Origin of the sequence: Methylobacterium sp. 092160098-2 (assembly GCF_028920805.1) — a bacterium.
GTDB classification, from domain to species: domain Bacteria; phylum Pseudomonadota; class Alphaproteobacteria; order Rhizobiales; family Beijerinckiaceae; genus Methylobacterium; species Methylobacterium fujisawaense.
In genome coordinates this window covers 762,523-776,341 of the sequence record NZ_JAQPZJ010000002.1, presented here as the reverse complement: position 1 = coordinate 776,341, position 13,819 = coordinate 762,523, and the positions used below count along the sequence as shown (strand labels likewise).

General features: G+C 69.6%; 14 protein-coding genes. All 14 read right to left on the bottom strand.

Going from position 1 to position 13,819, the window contains the following annotated elements:
• Window positions 1–13: 13 nt before the first annotated feature.
• The 14 genes from PQI07_RS29170 to hypF all read right to left on the bottom strand — a co-directional run bounded on the left by PQI07_RS29170 (window position 14) and on the right by hypF (window position 13,814).
• On the bottom strand, window positions 14–328 hold the full coding sequence (locus PQI07_RS29170; protein WP_274928411.1) for a HypC/HybG/HupF family hydrogenase formation chaperone: 315 nt from the start codon (window positions 326–328) through the stop codon (window positions 14–16).
• A gap of 12 nt (window positions 329–340) precedes the next feature.
• Window positions 341–1,804, bottom strand: a complete 1,464-nt coding sequence (locus tag PQI07_RS29165) for a sigma-54-dependent transcriptional regulator (protein ID WP_274928410.1) — start codon at window positions 1,802–1,804, stop codon at window positions 341–343.
• Entirely contained in the window at window positions 1,801–2,805 is a 1,005-nt protein-coding gene (gene hypB / locus PQI07_RS29160) for a hydrogenase nickel incorporation protein HypB (protein WP_274928409.1), read from the bottom strand. Before hypB ends, PQI07_RS29165 begins: the two co-directional genes overlap by 4 nt.
• Complete coding sequence (hypA, locus tag PQI07_RS29155; protein WP_274928408.1) at window positions 2,805–3,146, bottom strand: hydrogenase maturation nickel metallochaperone HypA; 342 nt, start codon at window positions 3,144–3,146, stop codon at window positions 2,805–2,807. Before hypA ends, hypB begins: the two co-directional genes overlap by 1 nt.
• A complete protein-coding gene (locus tag PQI07_RS29150; RefSeq protein WP_274928407.1) occupies window positions 3,139–4,113 on the bottom strand; it encodes a nickel-dependent hydrogenase large subunit in 975 nt (324 codons plus the stop codon). The genes hypA and PQI07_RS29150 overlap by 8 nt, the downstream gene beginning before the upstream one ends.
• On the bottom strand, window positions 4,110–4,997 hold the full coding sequence (locus PQI07_RS29145; RefSeq protein ID WP_274928406.1) for a [NiFe]-hydrogenase assembly chaperone HybE: 888 nt from the start codon (window positions 4,995–4,997) through the stop codon (window positions 4,110–4,112). Before PQI07_RS29145 ends, PQI07_RS29150 begins: the two co-directional genes overlap by 4 nt.
• Window positions 4,998–5,006: 9 nt before the next feature.
• Window positions 5,007–5,876: a hydrogenase expression/formation protein gene (locus PQI07_RS29140; protein ID WP_274928405.1), complete on the bottom strand. Its 870-nt coding sequence runs from the start codon at window positions 5,874–5,876 to the stop codon at window positions 5,007–5,009.
• A gap of 8 nt (window positions 5,877–5,884) precedes the next feature.
• Entirely contained in the window at window positions 5,885–6,280 is a 396-nt protein-coding gene (locus PQI07_RS29135; protein WP_274928404.1) for a thioredoxin domain-containing protein, read from the bottom strand.
• On the bottom strand, window positions 6,277–6,603 hold the full coding sequence (locus PQI07_RS29130; protein ID WP_274928403.1) for a HypC/HybG/HupF family hydrogenase formation chaperone: 327 nt from the start codon (window positions 6,601–6,603) through the stop codon (window positions 6,277–6,279). Before PQI07_RS29130 ends, PQI07_RS29135 begins: the two co-directional genes overlap by 4 nt.
• Window positions 6,604–6,612: 9 nt before the next feature.
• Window positions 6,613–7,224 carry a HyaD/HybD family hydrogenase maturation endopeptidase gene (locus PQI07_RS29125; protein ID WP_274928402.1) on the bottom strand — a complete coding sequence of 204 codons (612 nt, stop codon included), beginning with the start codon at window positions 7,222–7,224 and terminating at the stop codon, window positions 6,613–6,615.
• A gap of 354 nt (window positions 7,225–7,578) precedes the next feature.
• Window positions 7,579–8,319 (bottom strand): Ni/Fe-hydrogenase, b-type cytochrome subunit, encoded by a 741-nt coding sequence (gene cybH / locus PQI07_RS29120; protein WP_274928401.1) that lies wholly within the window; start codon window positions 8,317–8,319, stop codon window positions 7,579–7,581.
• Between the two features lie 12 nt (window positions 8,320–8,331).
• Window positions 8,332–10,143, bottom strand: a complete 1,812-nt coding sequence (locus PQI07_RS29115; protein ID WP_274928400.1) for a nickel-dependent hydrogenase large subunit — start codon at window positions 10,141–10,143, stop codon at window positions 8,332–8,334.
• Complete coding sequence (locus PQI07_RS29110) at window positions 10,140–11,255, bottom strand: hydrogenase small subunit (protein ID WP_274928399.1); 1,116 nt, start codon at window positions 11,253–11,255, stop codon at window positions 10,140–10,142. Before PQI07_RS29110 ends, PQI07_RS29115 begins: the two co-directional genes overlap by 4 nt.
• A 171-nt stretch (window positions 11,256–11,426) precedes the next feature.
• Window positions 11,427–13,814, bottom strand: a complete 2,388-nt coding sequence (gene hypF, locus PQI07_RS29105; RefSeq protein ID WP_274928398.1) for a carbamoyltransferase HypF — start codon at window positions 13,812–13,814, stop codon at window positions 11,427–11,429.
• Between the last annotated feature and the right edge of the window lie 5 nt (window positions 13,815–13,819).

Genomic DNA, 13,819 nt, shown 5'->3' with positions numbered 1-13,819 from the left:
ATGCTCCATCTGTTCAGTGCGCGGGCGGCGTGGACGCCGGGTGGAAGGGCTCGACGCTCCCGGAGCGCATCGCCTCGATCTCGCTTTGGGCCTCGCCGATCTCGGTGAGGACCTTCAGCGTCGCAGCGGCCTCTTCCTCGTCGATCAGGCTCATGGCGAAGCCGACATGGACCAGAACCCATGCGCCGACGAGCCCATCGAGCCTGCGACCCGGTTCGGCGACGCAGACGACATCGATGGTGCGGCGTACGCCGGAGACGTCGACGCTGGCGAGCATGGCCTCTTCATCGACGATGGCGACGATACGGCCGGGAATACCAAGGCACATGGCGATCTCTCCTCAGTGGCTACGCCCGAAGGCCCCGTCACGGGCGATGCCGTAACGGTCGAGTTTGGCTCGGAGCCCGACGCGGGACAGGCCCAGTTCCTCCGCCGCGCGGCTCTTGTTCCAGCGGCAGCGCACCAGCGTCTCCATCAGGATCAGCGCTTCCATGCGCTCGATGCGGTCCTTGAGCGGCCCGGATTCGCGGATGGCGAGGTCCGCCGGCTCGGTCCGGGCGGCGGAGGCGGCGGCGCCGCGCAGCACGTGCGGCGACAACAGGTCGGCGCCCAGCTGATCGCCGGTCGAAAGCACGAGCATGCGCGTCAGCTCGTTCTGCAATTCGCGCACATTGCCGGGCCAGTCATAGGCCTCGATGCAGGCCAGCGCCTCCTCGGTGAAGCCCTTGACGCGCTTGCCATGCGTGCCGGAGAGGCTGTCGAGAATGCGCGGTGCCAGCACCCGGAGATCGGCGCGGCGCTCGCGCAGCGGCGGCAGGGTCAGCACCATGGCGGCAAGGCGGTAGTAGAGGTCCTCACGGAACCGGCCGGCCTTGACTTCACCGGCGAGGTCGCGGTGGGTGGCGGCGATGACGCGCACGTCGACGCGCTTCGCCTCGTTCGATCCGATCGGCCGGATCTCGCCTTCCTGCAGGAATCGCAACAGCTTGACCTGGAAGGCGGGGGACACGTCGCCGATCTCGTCGAGCAGGATGGTGCCGCCGTCGGCCTGGTCGAGCAGGCCGATCCGGGTGACGTGCGCGCCGGTGAAGGCGCCCTTCTTGTGGCCGAAAAGCTCCGATTCCAGCAGTTCATCGGGGATCGCCCCGCAATTGACGGCAAAAAACGGCCGTTCCGAGCGCAAGCTGGAATAGTGGATCGCCCGGGCGAGCAGTTCCTTGCCGGTGCCGGTCTCGCCCAGCACCAGCACCGGGATCTGGAAGGCGGCAACCTGCGCGGCGCGTCGGCAGACCTCGTTCAACGGGCTGGCCGGGGTGCGCACCAGGGCGTCAAAATGGAAATTGCGCAGCACCCGCTCGTGCTGCTCGGCGAAGCGGGCCTCGGGGGCGGCGAGGCGGAGCTCCAGCGAGAGGCGGTCGTGCTCGCGCAGGAGGTGGTAGAGGCGGGCCGCCGACTGCGCCGCCAGCAGTAGCTGGTCGGGGTGCCAAGGCTTTGTGATGAATTGATAAATTCCCGCCTCGTTGATGGCGCCGATCATGTCCTCCGGGTCGGTGTAGCCGGTGACGATGATACGGACCACGTCGGGCCAGCGCTGGCGTACCTCGGCGAGCAGGTCGACGCCCGAGCGCTCGGGCATGCGCTGGTCGCAGAAAACCACCTGAATCCATTCATTTTCAAGCACTTGTAGGGCCTGCGCGGCGCCGAGCGCGGTGTGCACGTCGAAGTCCTCGCCGAGCACGCGGGCGATCACCTCGACCGAGCGGGGTTCGTCGTCGACCACCAGCAAAGCGGGGCGCGCGGTCATGGCCTGCCGGCTCCGGCTTCGAGGCGCAAGGCATTGGCGCGGCTATCGAATTCGGCGGCGAGACGCTCCAGCTGGCGGCGCCTCGCGTCGTCCAGAAAGGCGAGCCAGGCGGTGAGGCCGCCGGGTCCACGGGACGAGGCATGCAAGATCGGCGCGGCGGGATTGACGCGGGCGATGTTGCGTTCGATCAGGTCGATGTCGACGTCAAGATACGGAAGCAGGTCGACCTTGGTCAGCACGACGAGATCGGCAGACTGGAATATATCGGGGTATTTCAGAGGCTTGTCCTCGCCTTCCGTCACCGACAGCAGGGTCACCCGGATGCCCTCGCCGAGGTCGAACGCGGCCGGGCAGACGAGATTGCCGACATTCTCGATGAACAGGATACCTCCGGGCGGCAAGGGCAACTGGTCGAGGGCGTGGCCGACCATGTGGGCGTCGAGGTGGCAGCCCTTGCCGGTGTTGATCTGCACCGCCGGGGTGCCGGTGGCGCGGATGCGCTCGGCATCGTTCGCCGTCTGCTGGTCGCCCTCGATCACCGCCGCCGGGACGCTCTTCCCAAGTGCCTGCAATGTCTCGACTAACAGCGTCGTCTTGCCGGCACCGGGGCCGGCCAGCAGGTTGATCGCCAGCACGCCGTCGCGGCTGAAGCGGGCCCGGTTGGCGGCGGCATAGGCGTCATTCTTGGCGAGGATGGCCCGCTCGATCTCGACCAGACGCGGCGCACCGGCGACTGTCCTGTCAGTCCGATCAGATGGATGATCAGGATGGTGCGCGTGATCCGACAATACGGCGTTATCCGCGACATCCCGCGGATGAGCGTGGTGGTCATGATCGTGATGCCCGTGGTCATGGCCATGGTGCTCATGATCGCGATGTTCGTGCCCGTGCGCATGCCCGGCATGGGAATGGCCGTGGCCGGAATGCGCGCCGTGGGAATGCACGCCCTCGGCGCCCGATATGGTGACCTCGCCCGGTCCGCAGCCGCATGTCACGCACATCACACCACCTCCAGATCCCTGATTTGCATGCCGGTGCCGCCGTTCGGCTGAAGCCTGCCGCCGCCGCAATCCGGGCAGGGGTCGAGCCGATCGGCCAGCGCCACGGTGGCCGAGCAGTCGAAGCACCAGGCGCTGCCCGGCTCGTCGAGCACGACGAGGTCGGCGCCCTCGGCGAGCGAGCCGGCCATCACCACGTCGAAGCCGAAGCGCAGCGCCTCCACCTCCACCCCGGCGAAGCGGCCGATCGCCAGCCGCACCTTTGTCACCCGGGCAAAGCCATGCGCGCGGGCGGCCTCGCGCAGCGAATCGAGCAGGCTCTCGCACAGCGCCATCTCATGCATGAAGCCGGCCCTCCGGGGCGTCGAGCCGAAGCGTCACCGGCACGCACGGGTTGACGCAAGCGACCACGAGCCGCGCCAGCATCGACGTGTGCGGCCCGATCGGCAAGGCATCGAGCGCCCGTTGCAGCAGCCCGCCGGGGGCGAGGTTCCAGGCGCTCGGCGACAGCACGCGGTAATCGGTGACGATGCCGCCGGCGACGCTGGCGCGGTGGGCGAGCAAGCCCCGCGCGGCGCGGGCAAGACCGATGCCGGGAGCGGCGGGCAGCGTCTCGCCGGGCGCCTCGCGCGGATCAAGGCAGGCGAGAAGATCGATCAGGCGCGCCAGCAGGCGGGCGAACAGGCTGGCGCCCTCGGCCGCCATCAGCTCGCGCAGCAGCGGCACGCGGCGCCAGCCATCGGCCACCGTGGTCTCGCGCGGTTCGGGCGGCGCGCCCTGTTCCAGCGCGGCGGCGATGTCGGCGAGGCCGGGCGCGGGCAGCTCGGCGCGGCCCCAGGCGGGGTCAATGGTCTCGCGGCAATGGGCCAGCAGACGGGCGGTCGGGCTCGGGCCGGCCCGCAGCCAGTGCTCGAGGGTGCGGAGCGTGCCATTGGCAAGATCGATCTCGGTGCCGAGCAGCGCGGTGCGCAGCCCCTCGGCGCCGCCCTGCCCGCCCAGATGCCGCAGCGCGGCGCGGTCGGGCGTGCGGCCGAACAGCGCCGGCCAGTCGGCGAGGATGGCGAGCGCATGCTCGCGAACCCGCTCGCGCCGGGTCCGCGCGGGGTTGTCCATCAGGGGCAGGCCGAGCGCGGCGCGGGCGGCGGCCTCGTGCGCGCCGGCGCAGAGGTTGAACACGCGCGGCAGCAGCCTCGCCGCCTCCCCGGCCGTGCGGCCGACCAGCCATCCGGTGCCGGCGCCGGGCGTGGGCGCGAGGCGCCACGCCGGCCCATGCAGCCCGGTCACCAATGCGATGTCCAGCGCGCCGATCATGATTCGGCTCCGGTGCGGGGATCGTTCGAGGCGAGGCCGGCGCCGAAGATCAGCGCGCGGCGGGAGGGCGCATCGACAACGGGCGAGACCGGAACGGGGACGGCATCGCGTTCGGCGGAAGCGATGGCGGCCGCTTCCCGCGCCGCTTCGGCCTGCACGTCCGCCTCGCGGGCCCGGCGGATCTCGCCGGAGCGGTCGCCCTCCTCGCGGATGGCGGGATCAAACAGCGCGGCCAGCACGGCGCGGGCGGTCTCGCTCGCCTGAAGCATGGAGGTGAAGTCGAACATCGGCGAGAACAGCGAGCAGGCCTTGTAGGGGCCGGTCTCCGGCCGGTTGGCGGCGAGGAACTCGTAAGGGCCGGAGGGGAAGGCGATGATCTCTTTCGCGCCCGGCACCAGCGCCGACCAGTCCTCGTCCGGGCCCGGCACCAGCACCAGGTTCATGAACCACGGGGTGATCATCACGCCGATCACCCGCCCCTCATGAGCGCGGAAACCGATCGCCTTCACCTCCAGCGTCTCGTTGAGCAGCGGCACGCCGCGCATCTGCCCGACATGGATCTCGCGGAACAGCGCCTCGAAGCGCCCGGGCATCGCGGCGGCAAGGGCGGCCAGCCGCTCGTCGCGGACGGGCGGGGCGGGAGCCGGCGCAGGCGGCACCGCAACGTCGTCGATCACCATGAACTGCTCGCGCGGGCCGTCGCATTGCGGGCAGCGCCATTCCTCCGGCAGCGCAACGAAGGGCGTGCCGGGCGGCACCTGCCAGACGTCGCAGCCGCGCGCGGGATCGTAGACGTGCCAGCAGATCTTGCATTCCAGCACGGCCGCCAGCGACAGCCGGCCGGCATCGCCAAGGAAGGAGCCTTCGAAGCGCCGGGTCAGCATGGCGGCCTCCTAGCGCAGCGCTTCGAGGATATCGGCAAGGCGGGCGGCGGAATCGGCGATGTCCTCAGGCGCCGCGCAGGCGATCTCCGGCACCTGCGACACCTCGATCGTGTCGAGGATCAGCGTGTCGGCGGAATTGTAGTAGCGCACCCGCCAGACCGACGGGGTGGCGGTCGCCTCGATGCGGCAATTGCCGTAGCCGCGCGAGAGGATGGTGATGCCGCCGCGCCCCAGGCCCGCGTCGATCATCTCCAGATCCTCCGGCGAATGCGGCAGCAGGCTCATGTTGATGACGTGCGGCAGGCCGCCGGGCCGATGGGTGCGGCTCTTGTGGGCGATCTCGGTGAGGATGGCGGGGGCGTTGACGATGCCGGGTCGCGGACGGGCGGCGTAGTCGGCATCGACCGGCCATTCGCGCGGGAAGGCCCGCATCAGCGCGCCGCGCGGGAAGGCGGCGACCTCGACCCGCTCGCGCACCACCGGCGCCTGGCCGGGCTCGCTCCGCGTGCCGCGCACCCGCCACACGCCGGCGCAGGTCGCCTCCTGGATCTCGATGCGCTCGCCGGGCAGGTCGACCACGATCGACACCTCGCCCTCGCCCAGCGTCTCGTCGAGCAAAGCGCGGTTGGCGGCGTCGAGATGACTGACAGCGACGGTGGTGGCGCCGTTCGGGCGCCATTGCGCGAGGCCGTCGCGGATCGTCTCCAGTACGGCAAGCGCCGGGGCGACGCGGGCGGGGTCGTCGATCTCCGGCAGATGCGCCTCATAGGTGCGCATGCCCGAGGGCATGGGCAGGTAGGCGAGGCCCTCCTCGCCCTCGGCCGGCTGGCTGCCGGGGCCGTAGCCGATGGGCGGGACCGTGGCGTAGGGGATCGACATGGGAGGCCTCAATGCTTCACGGACGGGATCGCGGGGGCTGTGATGAGGGCGGACAGGCGCTCGATGAACTCGTCCCAGTCGCGCATGCGCGACAGCGAGCCGGCGGGCCGGCCGTCGCGCATCACCACGATGGCCGGCAGGGCGATGCCGCCGAGCTCAGTGCGCAGGTGCTTCTCGTAGTCGGGCCCGGCCACCGCGCCGCCGGCGGGCAGGCCGAGCGCGCGTACCAGTTCCGGCAGCACCACGGCGATGTCCGGCGTCTCGAGGTGCCCCTTGCCATGAGCGGGCAGGAACAGCAGGGCGTCGCCGGGCGGCAGGGCGCTCGCATCCGCCGCCTCGAGATAGGCGAAGCCGAGCTGGTCTATGAGCCGGGCGACCAGCGGGTGCAGCGTGTCGGGGGTCATGAAGCGGGCTCCGGGTTCGGCAGCAGGGCGGCGAGGTGGGGCGGCAATGTGGGCTCGCGATCGATCAGGTCGGCGAAGGCGCGGTCGATGTCGGCGGGCGCCCCGTTCATCAGGGCCGCGACGGCGGCCAGCGCCTCCGTGATCTGCGCGGCCGCATCGGCATCGAGCAGGCGGCGGCCGGTGCCGAGGAAGGTCAGCACATGGTCGCCAACGCGGGCGTCGGGCAGCAGCGACAGGTCGATGAGGTGGGTCTCCTCCCCCTGCCGGCACTGGCCGGCGAGGCCGTCGATGCGGGTGATCTCCATGGGGATGCCGAGGCACATGGCGGGCCCCTAGCGCCAATGGACGAGCACGCGCTCGTCACCGATGCGGCAGGCATCCTCGGCGCTGGGACGCCCGCCCTCGTAGGCGGAGCGGACCAGCGCCGGGGCGATGAGGCTCTCCGCGCCCGCCCGGCGGGTCGGGACCACGCCGAATTCACGGTCGAGGATCTCCAGCACCAGCGCGATGGCCGGCTCGATGCGGGCGGCGATGGCCGGGGTCAGTCCGCCGCCGTAATCGTCGAGCAGTTCCGGCTGCACGCCGACCAGGCGCAGCGTCGGCGGGGTTTTGCCGCGCAGCCGCAGCAGGGCGAGCACTTCCTGGAAGCCGGTCTGGTGCAGGCTCACCTTGCGGGCACTGAGGACGGCCGGCACCTCGTCGTCCCTCAGCACGCGCAGCGTCGCCGGCGGCAGGCCGTAGTCGATGGCATCGACGATGACGACGCCGGTCGCCTCCTCCAGATAGGGCAGGAGGTAGAGGCCCTGCGTGCCGCCATCCAGCGCCTGGACGTTGTCGGGCAGTTCGTAATGCTGGTGCAGCGCCTCGACGACGCGGACGCCGAAGCCCTCGTCCGCCCATAGGAGGTTGCCGATGCCGAGCACGAGAATGCGTTCGCCGCCCATCGCGACGTCCTCCACAGCGTTCGTCCCTAGACGTTCATTGACGAGCGGTCTGGTGCCGCTTCTTTCGAAATCTTCTTAATTCAAGCCGCGTGCCAGTTCGGTTTAGTTCCCGATCTATTTGAAAAACAATGATAAAATGACACCCCCCTGAGTCGACCGAAAAGCCGATTGGAAGGATGATGACCATTTCTTTGGCAAATTGAAAACTCACTATCCACTACGAAAAAGGGCGCGGCCGAAGCCGCGCCCTGCTGCCGGCCGCACGTATGTGCGACCATGTCCCCACATGGCAGGACCGCGCCTCGCGGCGACGACCCCTCCGGCAGAACGCGAAGGCGGCCCGGAAGCGCGCCGTCAGTCCGGGTCGTCGTCCTTGAAGGTGCGCACGCCCGAGATCATGGTCGAGACGATGGATTGCCGGGACATGATGTCCTCGCGCACCGCCGCGTAGACGTGCACCATGACGAACAGCAGGATCACCCACATGCCGAGATGGTGAAAGGTATGCACGTTCATGCTGCCGCCCATCAGCGGGATGACCCAGCCGAACAGGTGGTCCTGCCAGCTGCCCGGCCCGGCGCCTTCCGAATAGAGCGCGAAGCCGGTGACGATCATGAACAGGCTGCCGAGCCCGATGGCGAAGAACATGGCGAACTGCGCCAGCGGGTTGTGGCCGACATACTTCTTCGGCCGACGCTCGAGGAACAGGTACCACTTCGCCTCGCCCCACAGCCCGGCCCAGAAGGCGCGCCGCCAGAACGGCAGTATGAAGAGCTGCCTCGCATGGTGGTTGCCGACGAACGCCCAGTAGATGCGGAAGATGAAGCCGACGGCGAAGATGTAGCCGGCGGAGAAGTGCAGGAAGCGGATCGTACCCATCAGGTAATGCGCGCTGGCCTCGCCCGAGAGGGTCGGCAGCGGCGAGCCGATCAGGTAGCCGGTCACCGCGAGCACGGTGATCGACAGCGCGTTGATCCAGTGCCACAGCCGCACCGGCGCCTCATAGACATAGACGGCGGTGACGCGCGCGGCGCGCTCGCCCTCAATGGTGGGAGCGAGGGGCGTTTCGACGGCAGAGGGGTCGATGCTGGTCATGTTCCCCTCCCCTCAGCGCACGGTGACGCGGGCCATCTCCTCGCCGTCCGGCGCGAGGACATGCGTCGAGCAGGCGAGGCACGGATCGAACGAGTGCAGCGTGCGCAGGATCTCCACCGGCTCCTCCGGGCGCTCCATCGGCGTGTTCATGAGCGAGGCCTCGAACGCGCCGATATTGCCTTTCGGATCGCGCGGGCCACCGTTCCAGGTGGTCGGCACCACGCATTGGTAATTGTCGATGCGCCCGTCCTTGATGCGGATCCAGTGGGCGTTGGCGCCGCGCGGGGCTGCCACGGTGCCGACGCCCTTGGCCTCCTTCGGCCAGGTGGCGGGGTCCCATTTCTCGACATTGGCGGTGGAGCTGTCGCCGGCCTTGATGTTGGCGATCAGCCGCTCGAAATCCTCCAGCATCATCTTGGCGCAGTAATGCGCCTCCAGCGCCCGCGCCAAGGTACGGCCGATGGTCGAGGGCAGCGCCTGCTTGGGCGTCAGGTTGGTGCCGGCCAGCGCGTTGAAGCGGCCGACCGAGTCGGTGATCTGGTCCTTCACATAGGTGACGTTGTGGCCCCAGGCGAGGATGTAGCGGGCGAGCGGGCCGACCTCCACAGCATGGCCGCGCCAGCGCGGCGACTTGATCCAGGAATATTTCGCCGCCTCGTCGAGCTCGCGGATATCGGTGCGGGTGCCGACCGTCTTGGGGCCGAGCTCGTATTTCGGCTGGGTGACGCCGTCCCAGGGGTGCAGGCCCTTGGCCTCGTCGCCGTAGCTGTACCAGCTATGGGCGACGAATTCCTGCACCTGCTCGGGATCGCGCGGGTCAATCGGGAGCACCTCGTCCCAGTTGCCGTTCAGGATCACGCCGCCGGGCAGCTGGTCGGTCGATTTCTTGCCATGCACCAGCTCGTAGTCGCCATAGTCCATGACGTTGGTGGCCGAGAGGCCGCCGCCATAGAGCCATTCCTTGTAGAAGGAGGCGATGGCGATGACATCCGGGACATAGACGTTCTTGGAGAACTCGAACGCCTCGATCAGCCGCTGGTGGACGAAGTTCAGCCGCTCCATGTTGAGCGGCGCCCCAGCCGACATGTTGCCTTCCATGTTGATGGCGCAGGGCACGCCGCCGACCATGTAGTTCGGGTGCGGGTTCTTGCCGCCGAAGATGGTGTGGACCTTGACGATCTCCTTCTGGAAATCGAGCGCCTCGAGATAATGCGCCACCGCCATCAGGTCGGCTTCCGGCGAGAGCTTGTAGGCCGGGTTGTCCCAGTAGCCGTTCTTGAAGATGCCGAGCTGGCCGCTCTCGACGAATTTCTTCAGCCGGTTCTGGATGTCGCGGAAATAGCCGGGGCTGGAGACCGGGTGGTCCGGCCCGACCATCTGCTGGAGCTGCGAGGTGGCCTTGGGGTCGGCCTTCAGCGCGTTCACCGGGTTGACCCAGTCGAGCGCGTGCAGGTGGTAGAAGTGCACGACATGGTCGTGCCATTGCAGCACCTTGGCCATGATCTCGCGGATCAGGTGGGCGTTGGTGGGGATCTTGATCTCGAGCGCGTCCTCGACCGCGCGCACCGAGGCCAGCGCGTGGCAGCCGGTGCACACGCCGCAGATGCGCTCGACGAAGGCCCAGGCGTCGCGCGGGTCGCGACCCTTCAGGATCACCTCAAGCCCGCGCCACATGGTGCCGGTGGAGACCGCGTTGCGGATGATGTTGTTGGAATCGACGTTCACCTCGCAGCGCATGTGGCCTTCGATGCGGGTGACCGGATCGACCACGATGCGCTTGCCGGAGGTGTCGAGGGAGAAGCCGTTCGGCGTCTGGATGGTCATTTGGGCTCTCCCGCGTGGCTGGAGCCGTTCGGCCCGATGTCGCCCTTGTGCTGGGCGCGCTTGAGGGCGCTCACCGCCGCGTGTACGGCGACCGCGCCGCCCACCACGCCGGCAGCGCCGACGCCGATCCGGTCGGCATTGGATTCGACGCCGAAGCCGACTCCGTGCAGGTCGGACAGGCGGGCATACCAGGAGCCCTTGTCCCAGAACCCGTCCTCCGAGCAGCCGATGCAGCCATGGCCGGCCTGGATCGGGAAGGAGGTGCCCTCGTTCCAGCGGATGGTCGAGCAGGCGTTGTAGGTGGTCGGGCCCTTGCAGCCCATCTTGTAGAGGCAGTAGCCCTTGCGCGCGCCCTCGTCGTCGAACGCCTCGACGAACTGGCCGGCGTCGAAATGCGGGCGGCGGTAGCACTTGTCGTGGATGCGCTGCGAATAGAACATCTTCGGCCGACCCTGCCGGTCGAGCTCGGGGATGCGGTCGAAGGTCAGCATGTAGGTGATGACGCCGGTCATCACCTCGGCGATCGGCGGGCAACCGGGGACCTTGATGATCGGCTTGTCGGTGATGACCTCGTGCACCGGGGTGGCGCGGGTCGGGTTCGGGCGCGCCGCCTGCACGCAGCCATGCGAGGCGCAGGAGCCCCAGGAGATGATCGCCTTGGCGTCCTTGGCCACCATCCTGAGCTGGTCGACGAAGGGCTTGCCGCCGATGATGCAGAACATGCCGTCTTCGTTCAGCGGCGGGTTGCCCTCGACGGCGAGGATGTAGTTGCCTTTGTACTTCTCCATCACCTCGTGCAGGATGGCCTCGGCCTGGTGGCCGGCGGAGGCCATCAGCGTGTCGTCATAGTCGAGCGAGATCATCGACAGCACGACATCCTTGGCCAGCGGATGGGCCGAGCGGATGAAGCTCTCCGAGCAGCAGGTGCATTCCAGCCCGTGCAACCACAGCACCGGCGTGCGCGGCTTGGTCTCCATCGCGTGGGCGATCTCCGGCACGAATTCCGGCCCCAACCCGAGCGCGGCGGCGGTGAGCGAGCAGTATTTCAGGAACGAGCGGCGGGTGATGCCCTGCCGTCGCATCACCTCGTAGAACGTCTCAAGCCCTTGCATGCGGCATCCCTCCGATTGTGCGGCCGGCCGCGTCGAGGCGGCTGGCCTGGAGGAGGTTCAGCAACCGCCGTGCCAGTGCATAAATCGACGTGATTTCAATATATTGCAGGAATTTACGCGTAATGGCGCCGGAAGCCGGAAATGCGCTTTCCAGCGCAAGCGGAAAGCCGCTTACCCCCCGATCAGCCGCGCCGCCGCCACCACCGCCTGGCCGAAGGCGAGGCCGCCGTCGTTGGCCGGCACCTCGCCGGGGATCAGAAGTTCGAGGCCGTGGCCTTGCAGACGGTTCAGCGTCGCCTCCAGCAACAGCGCGTTCTGGAACACCCCGCCGGACAGGGCGACGGCGCTCGCACCGTGCCGTTCGGCCAGCGACAGGGCGGCGCGCGCGAAGGTCTCCGCCACGCCCTCATGGAAGCGGCGAGCGATCCCGGCGCGCGGGCGGCCGGCGGCAAGATCGGCCAGCGCGGTCCGCCACATCGGGGCGGGGTCGATCTCGATCAGGCCATCGACGGCCGATTGCGCGAAGGTATAGGGCGTCGATTGCGTGTCGGCGCTCATCGCCTCCCCGACCTGCGCGAGACCGGGACGCGATCCCGGCTCTGCGCTTCGCTGCGGCCGGGATGACGGCGAAAGGCCTTCCGCCAGCGCCTGCAGGGCCATCGCCGCCTCGCCCTCGAAATCGAGGCGCCCCGGGGCGAGGCCGAGCAGCGCGGCCATGGCGTCGAACAGCCGGCCGGCGGAGCTGGCCAGCGGGGCGTTGATGCCCTTCGCCATTATCGCCCGCAGCGTCGCCACCGGGCGCCCCTCGAACAGGTGTGCGGGCACCGCCTCCGGGCCGAGCGCCGCATCGAGATGGGCCAGCAGCACGCGCCATGGCTCGCGGCTGGCGGCGTCCCCGCCAGCGAGCGGGATCGGCCTGAGCCGCGCGAGACGGCGGCTGGTGCGGTAATCGCACAGCAGGATCTCGGCGCCCCAGAGGGTGCCGTCCTCGCCGAGGCCGAGGCCGTCCAGCGCGATGCCGACCACCGCGCCCGCCTCCAGCGGCCGGCCATGCTCGGCCATGACGGCGGCGATATGGGCGTGATGGTGCTGCATCGCGACCAGCGGCAGGCCACGTTCCACCCCCAGCGCCGCACCGAACCGGCTCGGCCGGTAATCGGGGTGGGCATCGACGGCGATGGCCGCCGGACGGTGATCGAACAGGGCGGCGTAGTCGGCGACGGCGCGCTCGAACGCATCCTGCGTCGCCGGCTCCTCCAGCTCGCCGAGATGGTGCGAGAGCAGCGCCTTGCGGCCGATGGTGAGGCAGATGGCGCTCTTGAGCTCGCCGCCCAGCGCCAGCACCGGCGGGGCGCCGGCGAAGCCCTCGGGCAGATCGCGCGGCACCGGGGCGAGACCGCGCCCGCGCCGCATCACCCGCACCCGCCCGGCGGCGAGCTGCGCCACGCTGTCGTCGAGCCGCCGGGCGATGGGGCGGTCGTGGAGCAGGAAGCCGTCGACGATGCCTTTGAGCTTTTCGCGGGCGGCCTCATTGTTGGTCACCTGCGGCTCGCCGGAGCGGTTGCCGCTGGTCATCACCAAAGGGCGATCCGCCGCCGCCATGAGGAGGTGGTGAAGCGGGGTGTAGGGCAGCATCGCGCCGAGACGGTTCTGGCGGGGGGCGAGCGAGGGCGCCAGCGAAGGGGCCGGCACGGCGTCGGCGCGCAGGCGCAGCAGGACGATCGGCGCGGCGGGACCTTCCAGCGCAGCGATTTCCGCCTCGCCCGCCACGCATAGCGCCGCGACCATCGCCCGGTCGCGCAGCATCACCGCCAATGGCTTGGCGGGGCGATGTTTTCGCGCCCGCAGTTCGGCGACGGCGGTCTCATCGGTGGCGTCGCAGGCGATGTGGAAGCCGCCCAATCCCTTGATGGCGAGGATGCGCCCGGCCCGCAGCAGCGCTGCGGCCTCGGCGATCGGGTCGCCGTCGACCTCCGCGCCGTCCACCTCCAGCGTCGGGCGCGGCCCGCAGGCGGGGCAGGCGATGGGCTGGGCGTGGAAGCGGCGATCGGCCGGGTTCCCGTATTCCGCGCGGCACGCCTCGCAGAGCGGGAAGCCGCGCATGGTGGTGGTGGCGCGGTCATAGGGCAGGCCCTCGACGATGGAAAAGCGCGGCCCGCAATCGGTGCAATTGGTGAAGGCGTAGCGGTGGCGGCGCGCGGTGGGGTCGGCCGTCTCAACGAGGCAGGTGGGACAGGCGGCGATATCGGCGACGACGCCGACCGAGACGGTGCCGGGCGCGCTGGCGGCGATGGTGAAGCCGTCCCCGGCGAAGGCGGAAATCGCCGCCCGTTCGATGCTGTCGACGCGGGCCAGCGGCGGCGCCTCGGCGCGCAGCGCATGGGTCAGCGCATCGAGCGCCGGCTGGGCGGCGCGCGCGCGGATGACGACGGCGTCGCCCTCATTGCCGACCTCGCCGACAAGCGCCAGCCGCTGCGCCAGCCGCCAGACGAAGGGGCGGAAGCCGACCCCCTGCACGAGGCCGCGCACGATGATCTGTTCGGCCCGTTCCGTTTCCATACCCG

Excerpts from the sequence above, each read along its gene's own strand:
- PQI07_RS29165 (WP_274928410.1), bottom strand. The coding sequence starts at position 1,804 with ATGACCGCGCGCCCCGCTTTGCTGGTGGTCGACGACGAACCCCGCTCG.
- PQI07_RS29125 (WP_274928402.1), bottom strand. The coding sequence starts at position 7,224 with ATGGGCGGCGAACGCATTCTCGTGCTCGGCATCGGCAACCTCCTATGG.
- PQI07_RS29150 (WP_274928407.1), bottom strand. The coding sequence starts at position 4,113 with ATGATCGGCGCGCTGGACATCGCATTGGTGACCGGGCTGCATGGGCCG.
- PQI07_RS29135 (WP_274928404.1), bottom strand. The coding sequence starts at position 6,280 with ATGACCCCCGACACGCTGCACCCGCTGGTCGCCCGGCTCATAGACCAG.
- cybH (WP_274928401.1), bottom strand. The coding sequence starts at position 8,319 with ATGACCAGCATCGACCCCTCTGCCGTCGAAACGCCCCTCGCTCCCACC.
- hypF (WP_274928398.1), bottom strand. The coding sequence starts at position 13,814 with ATGGAAACGGAACGGGCCGAACAGATCATCGTGCGCGGCCTCGTGCAG.
- hypB (WP_274928409.1), bottom strand. The coding sequence starts at position 2,805 with ATGTGCGTGACATGCGGCTGCGGACCGGGCGAGGTCACCATATCGGGC.
- hypA (WP_274928408.1), bottom strand. The coding sequence starts at position 3,146 with ATGCATGAGATGGCGCTGTGCGAGAGCCTGCTCGATTCGCTGCGCGAG.
- PQI07_RS29140 (WP_274928405.1), bottom strand. The coding sequence starts at position 5,876 with ATGTCGATCCCCTACGCCACGGTCCCGCCCATCGGCTACGGCCCCGGC.
- PQI07_RS29115 (WP_274928400.1), bottom strand. The coding sequence starts at position 10,143 with ATGACCATCCAGACGCCGAACGGCTTCTCCCTCGACACCTCCGGCAAG.
- PQI07_RS29110 (WP_274928399.1), bottom strand. The coding sequence starts at position 11,255 with ATGCAAGGGCTTGAGACGTTCTACGAGGTGATGCGACGGCAGGGCATC.
- PQI07_RS29130 (WP_274928403.1), bottom strand. The coding sequence starts at position 6,603 with ATGTGCCTCGGCATCCCCATGGAGATCACCCGCATCGACGGCCTCGCC.
- PQI07_RS29170 (WP_274928411.1), bottom strand. The coding sequence starts at position 328 with ATGTGCCTTGGTATTCCCGGCCGTATCGTCGCCATCGTCGATGAAGAG.
- PQI07_RS29145 (WP_274928406.1), bottom strand. The coding sequence starts at position 4,997 with ATGCTGACCCGGCGCTTCGAAGGCTCCTTCCTTGGCGATGCCGGCCGG.